Source organism: Kitasatospora sp. P5_F3 (assembly GCF_054049135.1).
Genome location: NZ_JBFUMY010000011.1, coordinates 81372 through 98457, shown reverse-complemented (window position 1 = coordinate 98457; position 17086 = coordinate 81372). Strand labels below are relative to the sequence as shown.

20 protein-coding genes are annotated in these 17086 nt (G+C 72.8%); 7 read left to right on the top strand and 13 right to left on the bottom strand.

Annotated elements, in window-relative coordinates; translation table 11 throughout:
• The first annotated feature begins 42 nt into the window (after positions 1-42).
• Together ACXJMZ_RS09815 and ACXJMZ_RS09810 are read left to right on the top strand one after the other, a co-directional pair.
• Positions 43-1158: a CapA family protein gene (locus ACXJMZ_RS09815; RefSeq protein ID WP_457029598.1), complete on the top strand. Its 1116-nt coding sequence runs from the start codon at positions 43-45 to the stop codon at positions 1156-1158.
• Between the two features lie 63 nt (positions 1159-1221).
• Positions 1222-2274, top strand: a complete 1053-nt coding sequence (locus ACXJMZ_RS09810; RefSeq protein WP_457029597.1) for a PQQ-dependent sugar dehydrogenase — start codon at positions 1222-1224, stop codon at positions 2272-2274.
• Here the strand turns inward: ACXJMZ_RS09810 and ACXJMZ_RS09805 are convergent.
• The 3 genes from ACXJMZ_RS09805 to ACXJMZ_RS09795 form a co-directional block, all read right to left on the bottom strand.
• Positions 2258-3163: an ABC transporter substrate-binding protein gene (locus ACXJMZ_RS09805; RefSeq protein ID WP_457029596.1), complete on the bottom strand. Its 906-nt coding sequence runs from the start codon at positions 3161-3163 to the stop codon at positions 2258-2260. The two genes, ACXJMZ_RS09810 and ACXJMZ_RS09805, sit on opposite strands and share 17 nt — an antisense overlap.
• A gap of 232 nt (positions 3164-3395) precedes the next feature.
• The gene (locus ACXJMZ_RS09800; protein WP_457029595.1) at positions 3396-3815 is read right to left on the bottom strand and encodes a YchJ family protein; all 420 of its coding nucleotides are present in this window, start codon (positions 3813-3815) and stop codon (positions 3396-3398) included.
• Between the two features lie 45 nt (positions 3816-3860).
• Complete coding sequence (locus ACXJMZ_RS09795; protein ID WP_057236025.1) at positions 3861-4235, bottom strand: RNA-binding S4 domain-containing protein; 375 nt, start codon at positions 4233-4235, stop codon at positions 3861-3863.
• A 111-nt stretch (positions 4236-4346) separates the two neighbouring features.
• Here ACXJMZ_RS09795 and ACXJMZ_RS09790 point away from each other — a divergent pair, with 111 nt between their 5' ends.
• The gene (locus ACXJMZ_RS09790; RefSeq protein ID WP_057236022.1) at positions 4347-4571 is read left to right on the top strand and encodes a hypothetical protein; all 225 of its coding nucleotides are present in this window, start codon (positions 4347-4349) and stop codon (positions 4569-4571) included.
• 51 nt (positions 4572-4622) lie between these two features.
• Here the strand turns inward: ACXJMZ_RS09790 and ACXJMZ_RS09785 are convergent, their stop codons facing one another.
• Positions 4623-4769 carry a hypothetical protein gene (locus tag ACXJMZ_RS09785; RefSeq protein WP_457029594.1) on the bottom strand — a complete coding sequence of 49 codons (147 nt, stop codon included), beginning with the start codon at positions 4767-4769 and terminating at the stop codon, positions 4623-4625.
• A 298-nt stretch (positions 4770-5067) separates the two neighbouring features.
• Between ACXJMZ_RS09785 and ACXJMZ_RS09780 the strand changes: the two genes are divergently transcribed.
• Positions 5068-6357: a monooxygenase gene (locus tag ACXJMZ_RS09780; RefSeq protein WP_457029593.1), complete on the top strand. Its 1290-nt coding sequence runs from the start codon at positions 5068-5070 to the stop codon at positions 6355-6357.
• Here the strand turns inward: ACXJMZ_RS09780 and ACXJMZ_RS09775 are convergent.
• The 4 genes from ACXJMZ_RS09775 to ACXJMZ_RS09760 are packed head-to-tail and all read right to left on the bottom strand — an operon-like array spanning position 6354 to position 9589.
• A complete protein-coding gene (locus tag ACXJMZ_RS09775) occupies positions 6354-6818 on the bottom strand; it encodes a hypothetical protein (RefSeq protein ID WP_457029592.1) in 465 nt (154 codons plus the stop codon). The two genes, ACXJMZ_RS09780 and ACXJMZ_RS09775, sit on opposite strands and share 4 nt — an antisense overlap.
• 49 nt (positions 6819-6867) lie before the next feature.
• A complete protein-coding gene (locus ACXJMZ_RS09770; protein WP_457029591.1) occupies positions 6868-7659 on the bottom strand; it encodes an ABC transporter ATP-binding protein in 792 nt (263 codons plus the stop codon).
• 23 nt (positions 7660-7682) lie between these two features.
• Positions 7683-8711 (bottom strand): FecCD family ABC transporter permease, encoded by a 1029-nt coding sequence (locus ACXJMZ_RS09765; RefSeq protein ID WP_457029590.1) that lies wholly within the window; start codon positions 8709-8711, stop codon positions 7683-7685.
• Positions 8708-9589: a FecCD family ABC transporter permease gene (locus ACXJMZ_RS09760; protein WP_457029701.1), complete on the bottom strand. Its 882-nt coding sequence runs from the start codon at positions 9587-9589 to the stop codon at positions 8708-8710. The genes ACXJMZ_RS09765 and ACXJMZ_RS09760 overlap by 4 nt, the downstream gene beginning before the upstream one ends.
• Positions 9590-9844: 255 nt before the next feature.
• Between ACXJMZ_RS09760 and ACXJMZ_RS09755 the strand changes: the two genes are divergently transcribed.
• Together ACXJMZ_RS09755 and ACXJMZ_RS09750 are read left to right on the top strand one after the other, a co-directional pair.
• A complete protein-coding gene (locus ACXJMZ_RS09755) occupies positions 9845-10879 on the top strand; it encodes an ABC transporter substrate-binding protein (protein WP_457029589.1) in 1035 nt (344 codons plus the stop codon).
• 27 nt (positions 10880-10906) lie between these two features.
• Entirely contained in the window at positions 10907-11722 is an 816-nt protein-coding gene (locus ACXJMZ_RS09750) for a siderophore-interacting protein (RefSeq protein WP_457029588.1), read from the top strand.
• A gap of 7 nt (positions 11723-11729) precedes the next feature.
• Here ACXJMZ_RS09750 and ACXJMZ_RS09745 read toward each other — a convergent pair whose 3' ends face one another.
• From ACXJMZ_RS09745 to ACXJMZ_RS09735, 3 genes are all read right to left on the bottom strand, one after another.
• Positions 11730-12170: a DUF2690 domain-containing protein gene (locus tag ACXJMZ_RS09745; RefSeq protein WP_457029587.1), complete on the bottom strand. Its 441-nt coding sequence runs from the start codon at positions 12168-12170 to the stop codon at positions 11730-11732.
• Positions 12171-12292: 122 nt separating this feature from the next.
• Positions 12293-14452, bottom strand: a complete 2160-nt coding sequence (gene helR / locus ACXJMZ_RS09740; protein ID WP_457029586.1) for an RNA polymerase recycling motor ATPase HelR — start codon at positions 14450-14452, stop codon at positions 12293-12295.
• 157 nt (positions 14453-14609) lie between these two features.
• Positions 14610-15308 (bottom strand): VOC family protein, encoded by a 699-nt coding sequence (locus ACXJMZ_RS09735; RefSeq protein WP_457029585.1) that lies wholly within the window; start codon positions 15306-15308, stop codon positions 14610-14612.
• Between the two features lie 148 nt (positions 15309-15456).
• Here ACXJMZ_RS09735 and ACXJMZ_RS09730 point away from each other — a divergent pair, with 148 nt between their 5' ends.
• Positions 15457-16221 carry a dienelactone hydrolase family protein gene (locus ACXJMZ_RS09730; RefSeq protein WP_457029584.1) on the top strand — a complete coding sequence of 255 codons (765 nt, stop codon included), beginning with the start codon at positions 15457-15459 and terminating at the stop codon, positions 16219-16221.
• Positions 16222-16287: 66 nt separating this feature from the next.
• Here the strand turns inward: ACXJMZ_RS09730 and ACXJMZ_RS09725 are convergent, their stop codons facing one another.
• Both ACXJMZ_RS09725 and ACXJMZ_RS09720 read right to left on the bottom strand, forming a co-directional pair.
• Positions 16288-16410, bottom strand: a complete 123-nt coding sequence (locus ACXJMZ_RS09725) for a hypothetical protein (RefSeq protein ID WP_457029583.1) — start codon at positions 16408-16410, stop codon at positions 16288-16290.
• Positions 16411-16445: 35 nt separating this feature from the next.
• Positions 16446-17006 (bottom strand): hypothetical protein, encoded by a 561-nt coding sequence (locus ACXJMZ_RS09720; RefSeq protein WP_457029582.1) that lies wholly within the window; start codon positions 17004-17006, stop codon positions 16446-16448.
• Positions 17007-17086: the final 80 nt, after the last annotated feature.

The window sequence follows — 17086 nt, the reverse complement described above, 5'->3', positions numbered from 1 at the left end:
TGTCGGTAGTCTCTCTGCCACATCGACTTCGGGGGAATTCCAATGCGCCGCGCTGCGTCCGCTGCCGTACTGCTGGTCAGCCTGTCCTGCCTCGTCTCGTGCGGCGGCGAACCGCCCTCCAGAGCCGCGGACCACGTGGACGGCGGCAGGTCCGGATCCCCGGCGGCGACGGGCGGTTCGGCCGCACCGTCGCAGCCGGCGGCCGGCAACCCGGCGGCGACCATCACGATCGCCTTCGCGGGCGATGTGCACTTCGAGGGCCGGACCGAGGCCCGGCTCAACGTCAAGGCACCCGAGCAGGCGCTCGGACCGATCTCCAAGACGCTGGCGGCCGCCGACCTCTCGGTGCTCAACCTGGAGACCGCGATCACCGAGCGGGGTGCGCCGGAGCCGAAGACGTACACCTTCAGGACGCCGGCCAGTTCGCTCAAGGTGCTCCAGGACTCCGGCGTGGACATCGTCTCGATGGCCAACAACCACGCCGTCGACTTCGGCCCGTCCGGCCTGGCCGACACCCTGGCGGCGAAGGCGAGTTCGCCGATACCCGTGGTGGGCTTCGGCAAGAACGCCGAGGAGGCGTTCGCGGCCCACGTGGCGGATGTGAAGGGGGTCAAGGTCGCGGTGCTCGGGGCGAGCCAGGTGGTCGACCTGACCAACCAGAAGTGGCGGGCCGGTGCCGACAAGCCCGGCATCGCCTCGGCACTTGAGGCGGACGCGCTGGTCAAGGCGGTGCAAAAGGCCAGGACCCAGGCCCCGGTGGTGATCGTCTACCTGCACTGGGGCGAGGAGGGCGTGGCCTGTCCGACCGGCGCGCAGACCACCCTGGCCAAGCGGCTCGCAGGCGCCGGTGCCTCGGCGGTGGTCGGCACCCACGCCCACACCATGCTCGGTGCGGGCATGCTCGGTGACACCTATGTCGCCTACGGATTCGGCAACTTCCTCTGGTACGGCACCTCCAGCTACGCCAACTCCAACGAGACCGGTGTCACCACCCTCACCCTGACCGGCGAGGGCAAGGTCACCGGCGAGGTCTTCACCCCGGCCCAGGTCAACTCCCAGGGCGTCCCCGCCCCGGAGACCGGCGCCGCCGCGACCGCCGCGCTGAAGCGCCGGGACGGGCTGCGCGGCTGCACCGGGCTGGCCGCCGTCCCGAAGTAGCGCCCGGTGTGGTGCGCCTGAGGATGTGGTGTGCTGGAAGGGAAGACGCCACCGGAGGTCGCCGTGAGAGCCGCACCCGTCGCCGTTCTGCTGGCAGCCCTGCTGCTGACCGCCTGCGGGGTCGGCGGCCGCCCGGCGGCGGGCCCGGCCACCAGCAGCCCGGCGGTCGGCACCGTGGCCGGGGGACTGGACACGCCCTGGGGCATGGCCGAGCTCCCGGACGGCGACCTGCTGGTGGGCTCGCGGGACGAGGGGCGGATCACCCGGGTCCCGCTCGCGGGCGGGCCGCAAGTGGATCTCGGCGCCGTCCCCGGGGTACGGCCCGGCGGCGAGGGCGGGCTGCTCGGGCTGGCGCTCTCACCGGGGTTCGCCACGGACCGGCTGCTCTATGTGTACTTCACCGCCGAGCAGGACAACCGGATCGTCCGGCTGCGCTACCAGGACGGACAACTCGCCGACCCGCAACCGGTGTTGACCGGTATCCCGAAGGGTAGCAACCACGACGGCGGCCGGATCGCGTTCGGCCCGGACGGCCTGCTGTACGCGGGCACCGGCGAGTCGGGCCGCACCGCGCTGGCCCAGGACCGGGCCTCGCTCGGCGGCAAGATCCTGCGGATGACCCCGGAGGGTGCGCCCGCGCCGGGCAACCCGTTCCCCGGCTCGGTGGTGTTCAGTCTCGGTCACCGCAATGTGCAGGGACTGGCCTGGGACGGCCAAGGGCGGCTGTGGGCAGCCGAGTTCGGGCAGAACACCTGGGACGAGCTCAACCTGATCGAGCCGGGCGGCAACTACGGCTGGCCCACCGTCGAGGGCAAGGCCGGGCGGCCGGGGTTCACCGACCCGTACGCCCAGTGGACCACCGCCGAGGCGTCGCCGTCCGGGATCGCCTACGCCGACGGCGCGATCTGGATGGCGGCCCTGCGCGGCGCCCGGCTGTGGCAGGTCCCGCTGGACGGCGGCGCGCCGACCGCCCATCTGACCGGGCAGTACGGCCGGCTGCGGACGGTGCTGGCCGACCGGGACGGCACGCTGCTGGTGACCACCAGCAACACCGACGGACGCGGCCACCCCCAGGCCGGGGACGACCGCGTCCTGAGATTCAGCGTCCCCCGTTGACCACGGCGCTGGTGACCGCGCCGCCCTGGACGTTCCACTTCGCCAGCACCTTGTCGTACTCGCCGTTGCGGATCAGCTGGTCCAGGACCTTGGCCAGCACGTCGCGCAGGGCGGCCCGGTCCTTGCGCACGGTGATCCCGTACGGGCTGGTCTGGAACTGACCGCCCGTCACCTGGAAGGTGCCCTTGCCGCGGCCGGTGCGGGTGTTGTACTCGGCGACCGGGTAGTCGTTCAGGTCGGCGACCGCCGCACCGGCGGCGAGTTCGGCGAGGGCCTGGTCGTCGGTGTCCAGCCGGTGGATCCGCAGCGGCTTGCTGGTCCTGGTGCAGGCCGAGGTCTGCAGTTGGGCGATCTCGTCCTGGACGGTGCCGCGCTGGAGGGCGACGGTCCGCCCGCAGAGGTCGTCCAGTGAGCCGATGCCCAGCGGGTTGCCCTGCTTCACCAGGATCGAGGTGCCGGTGACGAAGTAGTCGACGAAGTCGACCCCGGGGTCGATCCGGTTGCCGGCCTCGTCGGTGCCCTGCTGGCGGCGGCGGGTGTCGATCACCGCGGACATCGCCAGGTCGACCTTGCCGTCCTGGACGGCGGGGAGCACCTCGGCGAACGGCAGGTCGACGAACTGGACCCGCAGCCCGAGGTAGGAGCCGAGCGCGGCGGCCAGGTCAGGGTCAAGACCGGTCGCGGTGCCGTCGGCGGCCTTGAAGTCGACGGGCGGGTAGTTGAGGTCGGAGGCGATCTTCAGGACGCCGGAGTCCCGGACGGACTGCGGCAGGCGGTTGCGCAGCTCGGTCTTCGAGCTCGGGGTGGCCGAGATGACGCTGCCGCACGCGGCCAGCGTGAGGCAACCCACGGCCACCAGGGCGCGCGTGGGTATGGCGGAGACGTGCATGAGGGTGCAACTTCCTGAGGGAGGGAAGAGGAGTAGACGCGGTCACCGCTGCCGGCTGCCGGGGTACGCAGCGGGTCGGGCCTGCTCGCATCGCCCCTGATACCGGTGCTGGATGAGCACCCGGCCGGTCGGCTGAGAGGCCCGCCTACGGCTGGCGGGACGGCCATCCTCGCACCTCACACCCTCGGCACCGGCCGCCACCCCTGGCCGGTGCCGTGATGGCCGGGCGCCGTCAGCTCAGTTCGAGTGCGTCCCGGTACACCCAGGCGCCGCTCTCCCGGACGAACGCGCTGCGCTCGCTCATCACGCCCTGCTCGCCCTGGTGCACGAAGTGCGCCCGGAAGGTGACCGTGCCCTCGGTGTGGAACGCCCCGCCCTCGGTGCTCGCCAGCACCTCCAGCCGCTGCCAGCGCAGCTCCAGGTCGAAGTCGACCGACGGCGGCCTGGTGGCGGCGGCCCAGGTGCGCAGCAGGTACGCCTCGTCACCGACCACGAACGCGCTGTACCGCGAGCGCATCAGCTGCTCGGCCGTGCCGGCCGCCAGCTCGCCTCGGTGCAGACGGCCACAGCACTCCCGGTAGGCGGCGGGAAGGCCGCAGGGGCAGGTGGCGGTGGCGGCGGGGCGCGGGGAGGGCTTCGTGCGTCGTGACATGCCCCTATTCTGCGGCCTCGCGAAGCCGGTCCGTGCGGCTCCCTGTCACTGTCCGCGCAGCCGCTCCATGTCCCGGCGGTCGCGCTTGGTCGGCCGCCCGGCGCCCCGGTCCCGGATGCCCGCCATCTCGGCCTCCGCACGCGGCGGCGGGGGCGGGGTGTCGTCGCGGTAGCACTCGGCCGCCACCTCGGCGCCGACCCGCTTGCGGATCAGCTTGCGGACCGTGACGATCCGCTCCAGCCCGGCGTGGAACAGCCGGACCACGTCGCCCTCGCGCACGGCCTGCGCGGGCTTCACCCGCTCGTCGTTGATCCGCACGTGCCCGGCCCGGCACTCGGCAGCGGCCAGCGACCGGGTCTTGGTGAGCCGGACGGACCAGATCCAGGCGTCCACCCGTACGCTCGACTCGTCGGTTGCCATGACCCGACCCTACCGCCCGGACCGGGGCGGAAAACCGTTTGCCCAGCTCGACGCCGCGCGGCACGCTGTGGCGGTCCGCCCCGCCCGCGCCACGAAACGAGCAGTCAGCAGATGCCCGCACCCTCGGGATTCGAGTACCAGCAGCGCCCCGACGGAACGGTGGTGATCATCCATCACCGCAAGCCCGCCGGGACCCTGCGCGGCGCCCGCGCCGGGGAGTTCCTCGCCGAGATCGAGGCGGGCAACCCCCAACTGGTGATGGCCCGCTGGACCGGCCACTACAAGCACGGCAACGAACGCGCGGCCCGGCAGCACCCGCGCAACCAGGGACGCTGAACCCGCGCCTCCCTGGACCGTCCTCTTGACGTTGCGGGCGGGAGCGTTACGTCAGCGGGCCGTCCAGGTCGCGCAGTGCGGCTCATGCCAGCGAGTGCGGATCGCGGTGCCGTTCAGGGCGACGTGCTCGGTCATCGTGGTGATGCAGCAGGTGCTGCCGCCCGGCCGGGGCAGGCGCCGCTCCGGCCCGGCGGGCACCGATGGACCGGGCAGCGCCGGGGCCGGAGTTCCGGGTGGTCGGAGGCGGCGCCGGTGTGGTTCCTCTGGTACGTGTGTCATCGCCCCAGGATGGCCGAGCCGTCCGGAACCGGCACGGCGGCACACTGCTCGCTGGGCCGATCAGGTCGCGGTCGGGGTGGCCGTGATGAGGTCGCGGGCTTCCCGGCCGTGGATGGTCATGACTCGTTCGGGTCACCCTCGCGCGTACGCAAGTGCCGTGCGGGGGAAGGTCAGTAGGGTGACGAGCAGTCAGGGAGCCCCCAACGGAGGAGCGGCAATGCGCGGAGGCCGGGTCGCGGTGGTCGGCGGGAGTATCGCGGGCTGCGCGTTCGCCTCGGCGGCGGCCCGGGCGGGTGCTGCCGAGGTGGTGGTGCTGGAGCGGACCACCGGCGTGTTGGCGGATCGCGGGGTGGGCCTGTGCATCCATGACGACCGGGCCGCCGAGCTGACCGCGACCGGCGCGCTGGCCCCGGGCATCGCCACGCACCGGCTGACCCGGCGCAAGTGGGTAACCCAGGACGGCAACTCCCGTACCGGGCGGGTGATCTGGGACCAGCACTTTCCGTTCCACTCCTACCACTGGGGCCTGCTCTGGCGCGGCCAGCGCGCCGCGACGCCGCCGTCGGTGCGGTACCGCCAGGGTGCCGGGGTGGAGAGCGTACGGGGGTTCGCCGACCGGGCCGAAGTTCGGCTGGCGACCGGGGAGGTGGCGGACTTCGACCTGGTGATCGGCGCGGACGGCTACCGCTCGGTGGTCCGGGAGGCGGTCTGCCCCGGTGCCCGGCCGAGCTACGCCGGGTACGTCTGCTGGCGCGGCAGCTACCCCGCCGACCGGCTGGCCGAGCTGGGGACCCCGCCGGACGGCGGCACCGACTGGCCGGCCACCGATGCGGTCACCATCGGTATCCCGGGCGGGAGTTGTGTCCTGTACCGGATCCCCGGGCCGGCCGGTCCGATGGTGAACTGGGTGTTCTACGCGACCCCGCCGGAGACCGGCCTGCGGCTGGACGACCCGACCAGCTTCCCGCCGGGCGGCGTGACCGGCGAACTCGCCGACCGTCTGCGCCAGTTGACGCGGCGTTGGTTCCCGACGTACTGGGCCGAGGTGATCGGCCTGACCCCGCCGGAGCACACCTTCCTCCAGCCGATCTACGACCTGCGGACCGAACGCACCGTCGCGGACCGGCTGCTGCTCGGCGGTGACGCCGCGTCGGTGGTGCGTCCGCACAACACCAGCGGGGCGGCCAAAGCCCTGCAGGACGCCACCGCCTTCGAGGCCGCCTGGCGGCAGGCCGACTCCTGGGACGGGCTGCTGGCCGCCTACCAGGCCGCCCGGGGCGCCACCGGCCAGGAGTTGGTGGCGCTGGCCCGCCGCCTGGGCCTGGCCCAGGCGGAACGGACCCCGGACTGGTCGGCGATGACCGAGCCCGCGATGGCCGCCTGGTGGCAGCAGCAACTGGACGGGGCGGCCGACATCGGCGGCCAGGCCCTGCGGTCGACACCCCCCACACCGATGGCCGAGGCCGTCCCGGAGTCCCGGCCTGACGGTCCATCGGCGCGGCACTAGACGTGCCGGCGGGCCGTCTCGACGAAGGTGTCGATCAGGGTGCGGGTGGCATCGCGGCGGGTGACCAGGTCGGGCCGGTCCCCGGCCCGGTCGATCCTGCCGATGGCGTTGAAGGCATCGATGGCGGCAGTGCCGAGCTCGGGCGAGTCGGTGACCAGCTGGACCTGGAACAGAGCGTGCTGGGCACTGGAGCGCAGCTCGAACGAGCGCCTGCGGATGGCGACTTCGTCCTCGGCGTCGTTGCCCTCGTGCACGCAGAACCAGTGGTGCAGAGCGGCCTGGCGGAACTCGACGAGCAGCCCGGCGTAGCTGCCGTAGGCCGCCAACCGCTCCTGGCGGAGCCGGTCGTCGCGGCTGCTCTGCTCCGTGCGCCGGGCGGACCGTTGCTGGAAGGCGTGCGTCACCGTGGAGCCCAGCAGGGTACCGAGCACCGCGATGACGCTGGTGAGTATGGCGTTCATGGGCCCATGCAAGCAGACCGCCGAGGGAGGCAGGCCCGCTGACTCCGGGTCAGGTCCGGGCGCGGGCGGCGGGGATCACCAGGGGCTTGCCGGTCTCCGGGTCCTCGATCACCCGGCAGCGCAACCGGAAGACCTGCTCGACCAGTTCGGCCGTGACGATCCGCGCGGGGTCGCCCTCGGCCAGCACCTTGCCGTCCCGCATCGCGATCAGGTGGGTGGCGTACCTGGCCGCGTGGTTGAGGTCGTGCAGGACGGCGACCAGGGTGCGGCCCTGCTCCTCGTGCAGCCGGGCGCACAGGTCGAGCACCTCGATCTGGTGGGCGATGTCGAGGTAGGTGGTGGGTTCGTCCAGCAGCAGCAACGGGGTCTGCTGGGCCAGGGCCATGGCGATCCACACCCGCTGCCGCTGGCCGCCGGAGAGCTCTTCGACCGGACGGTCCGCCAGCTCCAGTACGCCGGTGGCGGCCATCGACTCGTCGGTGATCCGCTCGTCCTCCCGCGACCACTGCCGCAGCAGCCCCTGGTGCGGGTGGCGGCCCCGGGAGACCAGCTCGGCCACCGTGATGCCGTCGGGCGCGACCGAGCTCTGCGGCAGCAGGCCGAGGGTACGGGCCACGGTGCGCGGGGCGACGGTCGCGATGTCCCGGCCGTCCAGCAGGACCTGACCGGCCTTCGGCCGGAGCACCCGGGCCAGCGCCCGCAGCAGGGTCGACTTGCCGCAGGCGTTCGGTCCGACGATCACGGTGAACGAGTTGTCCGGGATCGCCACCGTCAACTCCCGGGCGATGGTGCGCTGTTCGTAGGCGAGGGTCAGTCCCTGCCCGGCCAGTCGGGGGCTCATGCCGTTGCTCCTCGTACGGTCCGTCATATCCGACCCGCCTTGCGTTCGGTGGCCAGCAGCCACACCAGGTATCCGCCGCCGAGCACGCCGGTCACCACGCCGACCGGCAACTGCCGGTCGGGGAGCAGGTGCTGGGCCAGCCAGTCCGCGCCGACCAGCAGGGCCGCGCCGACCGTCATCGAAGCCGCCAGGTTCGGCCCCGGCGCCCGGGTCAGCCGGCGGGCCAGCTGAGGGGCGGTCAGGGCGACGAAGGAGACCGGCCCGGCGGCCGCCGCCGCGAAGGAGGCGAGCAGGACGGCGGCGGCCAGTAGCACGAGCCGTACTCGCCGGACCCGGACGCCGAGGGCGAACGCGGCCTCGTCGCCCATCTCCAGCAGGCGCAGCGAGTGCCCGAAGCCGAGCAGTACCACCGGTACCAGCACGGCCAGCACCGCCAGCAGCGGGACGGCCTGCTCCCAGCCGCGCCCGTCCAGGCTTCCGGTCAGCCAGAGCATCGCCCGGGCGGCGTCCGTGAGTTGGGCCCGGGTCAGCAGGTAGCCGTTGAGGCCGGTGAGAATGGCGGCGATGCCGATCCCGATCAGCACCAGGCGGCTGCCGTGAACGCCGTGCCGCCAGGCCAGCAGGTGGATCAGTACGCCGGTCAGCACCCCGCCGGCCAGCGCGCCGAGCGACAGGGCGAGCGAGCTGCCGCCGAACAGCACGATCGCGGTCAGCGCCCCGGCCGCCGAGCCCTGGGTGAAGCCCAGCACGTCGGGGCTGCCGAGCGGGTTGCGCACCAGCGACTGGAAGACCGCGCCGGAGAGCGCGAGCGCGGCGCCCACCAGGAGTGCGGTGGCCACCCGGGGCAGCCGCAGCTGACGGACGATGAACTCCTGGGCCGGGTCACCGTTCCCGGCCAGCGCGCGGAGCACCTCGGCCGGGGAGATCGGGAAGTCGCCGCGGCCGATCGCCAGTACCCCGACGGCCAGTGCGGCCAGCAGGCAGGCGGCGCCCACGGCCAGCGCCCTGGGCCGGAGCCGGACGGAGAGACCGGCCGTCCTGAGCACCTTCATGCCCGCACCGCCTTCGGTCGCCGGACGAAGTACAGGAAGAGCGGACCGCCGAGCACCGCCGTGACGATGCCCACCTGGAGCTCACCGGGGCGGCCGAGCACCCGGCCGAGCACGTCCGCGCCGAGCATCAGTACGGGGGCCAGCACCGCGCAGTACGGCAGTAGCCAGCGCAGGTCCGGGCCGGTCAGGGCACGGACCAGGTGCGGGACCAGCAGGCCGACGAAGACGATCGGTCCGCAGCCGGCGGTGGCCGCCCCGCAGAGCAGGCCGACCGCGATCAGCGCCCCGGCCCGGACCCGGCCGGGCCTGGTACCCAGCGCGGTGGCCGAATCCTCGCCCAGCGCAAGGGCGTTGAGCGGCTGGGCGAGCGCCAGCGCGAGCACCGTACCGACCAGGACGAACGGCAGCACCTTGACCACGGTGGCCGGTTGGGCGGAGGCCAGCGACCCGACGGTCCAGAACCGCATCCGCTCCAGCGCGGCCGCGCTGAGCAGCATCACCGCGCTGACGTACGAGTAGAGCGTGGCGTTCAGCGCGGCGCCGGCCAGGGCCAGCCGCGCCGGGGTGGCGCCGCGTCCGCCGCCGACCGCGTACACCGCGGCCGAGACCAGGGCGGCGCCGAGCAGCGCGAACCAGATGTAGCCGGTGAAGGTGCTGACGCCGAGGAAGGTGATTGCTGTGGCGACGGCGGCCGAGGCGCCCGCGTTGATGCCCAGCAGGCCGGGGTCGGCCAGCGGATTGCGGGTCAGCGCCTGCATCACGCCGCCCGCGAGGCCGAGGGCGCAGCCGACCAGCAGTCCGAGCAGGGTGCGGGGGAGCCGCATCTCGTGCACCACGGTCCAGCCGGTCGAGCCCTCGTGGCGAGCAGCAGGAGGCAGGCGAACMGCCSGGSGGCCGGGGGGGCCTGACGCCCGGGCGGCGGGGGSGGGCCCGCCACCGAGGGGGGAGCTTTGGTCAAGGACACGTGGCGCGACTTCCGGTGCGACCCAGGGCGGAGGACCCGAGCTGATGGACAGTAACTATGGTTAGGCTAACCTAATGTGCGCCGGGCCGGTTCCCACGGCCCCAGTCGTCCGGCAGGCCTGTCCATCGGCCTGCCCGCACACCCTGCCCAGACGAGAGAAGCCACCGCCATGCCTCACGCCGGTCCCGCTCAGTTCACCCGCCGCGGCCTGCTCGCCGCCACCGGCGCCGTCGGAGCCGGCGCCCTGATCGCCGCCTGCGGCAGCTCGGGCTCGTCCGGGACGGGCACCGGTGACGGGGCGTCGGGCGGCCCGTGGTCGTTCACCGATGACCGGAAGAAGGAGGTCACGGCGAAGAGCCGGCCGCAGCGGATCGTCGCCTTCACCGGCGCCGCCGCCGCGCTGCACGACTTCGGCCTACGCGACCAACTGGTCGGCGTCTTCGGCGAGACCAAGGGCGCGGACGGCAGGCCCGACCCGCAGGCGGGCGAGCTGGACCTGGCCAAGGTGCAGATCATCGGCAACGCCTGGGGCGAGTTCAGCATCGAGAGGTACGCCGCGCTCCGCCCCGACCTGCTGGTCACCCACATGTACGACCCGGACGCCTACTGGTACGTGCCGGACGCGAGCAGGGACAAGATCCTCGCGCTCGCCCCCGTGGTCACGGTCACCACCGGCCGGGTCCCGCTGACCGAGCCGATCCGCCGCTACGCCGAGCTGGCTGCCTCGCTCGGCGCCGACCTGAAGGCCAAGCCGGTGGTCGACGCCAAGGCCAGGTTCGAGGCCGCCGCCGAGACACTGCGGCAGGCCGCCAAGGCCAGTGGCGGGCTGCGGGTGCTGGCCTGCTCAGGCGCCGCCGACCTGTTCTACGCCTCCAACCCCGGCGTCAGCACCGACCTGATGTACTTCCGCGACCTGGGCGTCAACATCATCGTCCCGGACAGGCTCGACCAGGGCGGCTACTTCGAGAGCCTGAGCTGGGAGAACGCGGGCAAGTACCAGGCCGACCTGCTGCTGCTCGACCAGCGCAGCACCGCCCTTCAGCCCAAGGACCTGGCGGCGAAGCCCGGTTGGGCCGAGCTGCCCGCGGTGAGGGCCGGCCAGATCACCCCCTGGGACGCGGTGCCCCGGTTCTCCTGGGCGGGCGCCGCGCCGCTGCTGGAGAACCTCGCCAAGGCCGTCCAGGGCGCCCGCAAGTTCGGCTGACCGTCCGTCACTCCAGGAGAGGTTCCGATGACTCTGCCCTTCGCGTTCTTCGCCGCCCGGGTGGTCCGCACCGAACGGATCAGTCCCGCGCTGCTCCGGGTCACCTTCGGCGGTGAGCAGCTGGCCGGCTTGGCCTCCGGTGGCCGGGACCAGAGCTTCTCGCTGTTCCTGCCGCACCCCGGCCAGGACGCCCCGGTGGTCCCGGTGGAGCAGGGCGAGGGCTGGTTCCACGCCTGGCGCGCGCTGCCCGAGCAGGTCCGGGCGGTGATGCGCTCGTACACCGTGCGCGCCGCCCGGCCCGAACTCGCCGAGCTGGACGTGGACTTCGTCCTGCACGGTGACACCGGCCCGGCCTCGCACTGGGCCGGGCGGGCCGCCGAGGGCGACCGGGTGCTGCTGATCGGCCCGACCGTGGCGGACAACTCCAGCGTGCAGTTCCGGCCCCCGGCCGGGACCGACTGGGTGCTGCTGACCGCCGACGAGACGGCGCTGCCGGCCGCCGCCGCGATCCTGGAGTGGCTCCCGCCCGGTACCCGGGCGCTGGCCTTCCTCGAAGTCCCGGACGGGCCCGACCGGTTGGAGCTGACCACCGCCGCCGACCTGGAGCTGCACTGGCTGCCGCGCGGGGGTGCGCGGCCCGGGGTGGTGCTGGACACCCTGCGGGCCGCCGTCCTCCCCGAGGGCACCCCGTACGCCTGGGTGGCGGGGGAGGCGGCGGCCGTCCGCTCGGTCCGCCGCCACCTGGTCGGCGAGCGGGGCTTCGACCGGCGGACCGTCACCTTCACCGGCTACTGGCGGCTGGGGGCCTCCGAGGAGGACCTGCGCGCGGAGTCCACCGGCTGACGGCCGGTCAGTGGTACTTCGTGCAGGTCAGCGCATCGCTGTTCTGCGGGCCGAGGCAGGCCTGGGCCTGGACGGTCCCGTCCACCAGCGGCGTCCAGACGTATGTCTTGGCGCCGCTGGTGTTCCGGACGTACTTGGCGCCCCGCTTGTTGGTCACCAGCACCGCGCCGCCGTCCGGCGCGCCGACGCTGCGGGCCCAGTTCGCCTGGCAGGCGTTGCTGTGGAACAGCTCGACCTTGATGCTCCGGTCGGAGGCGAGCGGCACGCTCTCCACCAGCTTGCCGTCGCTGTCGCAGCCCGCCGAGACCGGGTCCTTGCCGTTGCAGGCGGCGGCCTTGCAGGAGGCTGCCAACAGCGGCTGGGCGGGCTCGGCGGGGACGGCGGCCGTGGTGCCGAGCAGGACGGCCAGGGTGGCTCCGACCGTGGCCAGGATGCGAGTGGGTGCCATGCGTGTCTCCCGTTCCGGTGATGAACCTTCGTGGTCGGACTACCCCTTCGCGGCGCGGCGCATGTGGGGCCTGTCGGTGGTTCAGCAGTTCGGGTGACGGCCGGATCGGGGCCGGGCCGAGGTCAGCAGCTGGTGAGGATCACGAGCTGCTGGGTTGCCCGGGTCATCGCGACGTAGCGGTCGACCGCTCCCTCGATGCCCGCGCCGAAGGTCTCCGGGTCGATCAGGACGACCAGGTCGAACTCGAGACCCTTCGACAGCTCCGCGGTGAGCGAGCGGACCCGGGAGGTCGGCTGGAACGTCGGGTCACCGATGACGCAGGCGACGCCCTCGGCGTGCGCGGCCAGCCAGCTGTCGAGGACCGAGTCCAGCTCCGCGACGGACCCGTGCACGACGGGGATGCCGCTGCTGCGGATCGAGGTCGGCACGTTGGCGTCCGGGAGTACGGCCCGGATGACCGGCTCGGCCTCGGCCATGACCTCTTCCGGCGTCCGGTAGTTGACGCTCAGTGAGGTCACCTCGATCCGGTCGAGACCGACCCGCTCCAGCCGCTCCTGCCAGGACTCGGTGAACCCGTGCCTGGCCTGGGCGCGGTCTCCGACGATGGTGAAGCTCCGGGACGGGCAGCGGAGCAGCAGCATCTGCCACTCGGCGTCGGTCAGCTCCTGGGCCTCGTCCACCACGATGTGCGCGAACGGGCCGGCCAGCGGTTCCGGGTCGGTGCCCGGGAGCGCGCTGTCGTCGACCAGGGTGCCCTGCAGGTCCTGCCCGCGCAGCATCGTCACCACACCGTCACCGTCGTGGTCGGCCTCCAGCAGGTGGTCGATCACGTCGGCCATCCGCGCGCGTTCGGCCGCCACCGCGGCGTTGTGCCGTTGCTTGCGGTTGGACGCCTCCGGGTCGCCGAGCCGCTGCCGGGCCGCGTCCAGCAGCGGCAGGTCGGACACCGTCCAGGCGTCGGCCTCCTCGCGCTGCAGCTTCCTGACCTGGTCGGGGCTGAGCGAGGGGGCGCACTTGCGCAGGTAGGCGGGCACCGACCAGAGGTCGCCGACCAGGTCGGTCGGCTCGATCATCGGCCAGGCGCGGTGCAGGGTGCCGATCAGCTCCCGGTTCTGCAGCAGGGAGCGCCGGAGCTGCGCGGGCGGGGCCTCGCTGTCGTCCTTGTCCATCAGGATCGTGAGCAGCTCCTCCAGGACCTGGTCACGCGCCTCGTTGTGCGGGGTGCCCGGGTCCGGCGCATCGAACGCCGCGGCCCAGTCGTCGGCACTCAGCCAGAGGTCCGACCAGTGGGTCTCGACCGTCATCCCCTTGGTGGGTGGTTCCTCGTAGATGCCGACGGCCGGCTCGATCGCCCGCACCAGGTCCACCGACGACTTCAGCCGGGCCACCTCCGGGTCGGTCTCGACCGCCGCCTTCGCCCCCTCGGCGACCAGGTCCCGCACGGTGCAGGTCTGCACGCCCTCCTCGCCGAGGCTGGGCAGGACGTCGGCGACGTACGCCAGGTAGGGCTGGTGCGGACCGACGAACAGCACGCCGCCGCGACGGTGCCCGAGGCGGGGGTCGGAGTAGAGCAGGTGGGCCGAACGGTGCAGGGCGACGACGGTCTTCCCCGTACCCGGACCGCCGTCGACGACCAGCGAGCCCCGGGAGCTCGCCCGGATGATGGCGTCCTGGTCGGCCTGGATGGTGGCGAGCACGTCGCGCATCCGGGCCGACCGGTTGCTGCCCAGGCTGGCGATGAAGGCGGACTGGTCGTCGAGTGCGGCGTGCCCTTCGAGCCCGTCGGCGGTGAACACCTCGTCCCAGTAGTCGCCGATCCGGCCCCGGGTCCAGCGGTACCGGCGGCGGCTGGCCAGACCCATCGGGTTGGCGTGCGTCGCCGCGAAGAACGGCTCGGCGGCGGGGGAGCGCCAGTCGAGCAGCAGCCGGCGGCCGGTGCTGTCGGTGAGACCGAGCCGGCCGATGTACACCGGCTCGGGACTGTCCGTGCTGACGATGTGTCCGAGGCACAGGTCCAGCCCGAAGCGGCGCAGGGCGCGCAGGCGACCGGTCAACCGGTGGATCTCCAGGTCCCGGTCCATCGCCTCCTGGCCGATGCCGCCGGGTGCCTTGCGCTCGGCGTCGAGGCGGCCGGAGAGTTCGGCGATGGTCTGCTCGAGGCTCTCGGAGATGGCCGCGAAGTGCTGCTCGTCGCGGGCGATCAGGGCCGGGTCGGCCTTGCCGGAGAGATGGTCGGGGAGGTCGAACGCGCTGGTGGACGACCCGTCAGCTGACAACTGCACACGCAATTTCGTGAATCTCCTGATTCCGCAGGTTCTGGTTCAGACCAGTGATTCTGCGGTACACCGGGGGGCTTGCCGCAAGCCCCCCGGTGCGCTATATCTTGGTAGTGGCAGGAGGTGGGTTTTCCCTCTTGCCTTTGTTGTTTCTCTGGGGGCTTCAGGAGTGCGTGGGCTCCGGCCCGGTCCACCCCGCCGCGCCGATGCAGGCCTCGTTCCCCTCCGGGTCGGCCAGCACCCAGTTCGACGGGGCGTCAGCGTCGTTCAGCAGTCGGCCGCCCGCCGCGAGCGCCGCGGCGATCCGGGCCTCGGCCTGGTCGTACGGTACCCAGACGTCGACGTGCACCCGGTTGCGCTGTGGGCGCGGCGTTTCCATCTGCTGGAAGTAGAACGGCGCCCCGCGGCGCTGCGGGTCGATCAGATCCTCCGCGCTGCCGGCCCGGTCCTGGTAGCCGAGCAGGGCCCGCCAGAACGCCACCACCTCGGGCCCGGCCAGGGCGTCGACGGTGACCTGGACGGTCTGCACGGCGGTCGGGTCGGCCGGGACGTCCAGGGCGCGTGCCACGGCCGAGATCTGCCGGGCCAGTTCGAGGTGTCGCTCGGTCAGCCCGTAGTAGTCCTCGGTGACCGTGATCAGCCGCACCGTCACGCCCTCGGGCCGCAGGTCGACATCCGGCTCACCGTCTTCGAGGCCCGGCAACTCACTGATCGCCAGCGCGAGTCGGGCGCCGACGGCGAAGCTTCCGGTACGGAAGTACGCGCACGCCCCCTCGCCCAGCACCCGCCAGTCCGCCAGGCCGGCGGTCTCGTGGAACTGCTTCGGCCTGATGCGCTCGATCTTGCTCTCTGTCTCGGTCATCCGCTCAACGTATCGTGCGGTCCCGACAACCTGTGAGGCGGATGGTGCAGGGGTGGCGTGGTCCGTCTGGGTGCGGGGCGGATAGGGTGCCCGATGGCCGACGGTGATCTGACAGGGTGTCAGGGACGGTCGGTGCGAGGGGGATTCCGTGGCAGAGCAGATCATTGCGCAGGACGTGGACATCGAGGTGGGCGGCTCGCAGCCGATGACCGCCTACCTGGCCCGGCCGGCCGGGGGCGAGGGGCGTTCGGCCGTGCTGGTCTGCTCCGAGCTGTGGGGTGTGACCGAGGAGGTCAGGGAGGTCGCGCGGCAGGTGGCGGCGCTCGGCCATGTCGCGATCGCCCCGAACCTGTACCACCGTTCCGGCCCGGAGACCGCTGCCGGGCTGGAGGAGAGCGACGCCAACCGGGAGCGCGGGTTCGCCCTGCTGGGCCAACTGACCCGGGAGGGCGTCGAAGCGGACCTGCGGGCCTGCCTCGCCCACGTCCGTGACCACGAGGCGGCCACCGGGAAGGCCGGCGTGCTCGGCTTCAGCCTCGGCGGACACATCGCGTACTTCGCCGCGAGCCGGCTCGACCTCTCGGCGGCGGCGGTCTTCTACCCCGGCTGGCTGCCCGTGGCCGGTACCGCGCTGAGCCGTCCGGAACCGCTGCTGGAGGCGACCGGCGATATCGCCGACCGCGACGTGCGGATGCTGCTGGTCTTCGCGGAGCTCGACCACGTCATCGCCGCGGACCAGCGCAGCATGATCAGCGACGCGCTGACGGCGGCCGGGGTGCGCCACGACACGGTGGTCTACCCGGGGGTGCGGCACGCGTTCTTCTTCCCCGGGCGCGGGCCCTACGACAAGACGGCCGCCGACGACTCCTGGGCCCGGGTGAGGGAGCTGTTCGCCGCCGAGCTGGGGCGGTAACACGCAGGCCGGACGGAAGCCTCGGTCGGCTCGGCCGGGGCCTCCGTCACCTCCGGTGCCCGCCCGTCAGTTCTCGGCCAGCGCCACGATCACCAGCGTGCCCCGGCTGCCGGGACGGACCCGGTGCGGGGTACCCGCCGCCACCAGGTACAGCTCGCCCGCTCGGACCGGGACCGGCGTCCCGTCCACCTCTTGGCAAAGACTCCCGCCCGTACGGTTGGGAATCAGCGTCGGGTGACGCCGTAGCCGCAGTCCTGAAGGGCGGTGGTCCACACGTCGCGGTCGAACCACCTGGTGATGTCGGGGGCCAGCGTGGTGATCGCGTTCATGCGAGCCTGCCAGTCGTGGCCTGCCGGCCCCCGACTACCGTCGCAGCCTGAGCAGCCGTCCTCGCCGTGGATGTGGCCGGCGAGCCAGGCGTTGACGAGAACGTTGACGAGCGCGGCGTAGAGGTCCCCGCCGTTCTCGGCGAGCAGGTCGGGAAAGCCCGCCAGGAGCAAGGCCAGCTCGGGATTGTCCACCGGAGGCATGGGCGCATGCCCGGCGTCCTGGGGCGTGCTCTTGTCCATGGATTCCTGGCGCTGCAGGGCAATGGCCGAGGCGAGCCTCGCCGCGTCGAAATAGCGCCAGGCGGACGGCTCCTGGATTCCCAGCCGTGCGACTACCGCGCTGATGTTCCGCTCGATGGTGTCGGCGACCGTACCGGGCCGTACCGTCACACCCAACCGGGCCAGCTCGGCCAGCGTCTGCGCCACCGCGTCCTTGAATGCCTCGGTATCCCTCACATACAGCAGAGTAGGGGTCCGCGGCCCGGACCGGTCCGGGTCAGCAAGTGCCCGGTCGCCGCCGGTGAGTGCCTCGATGG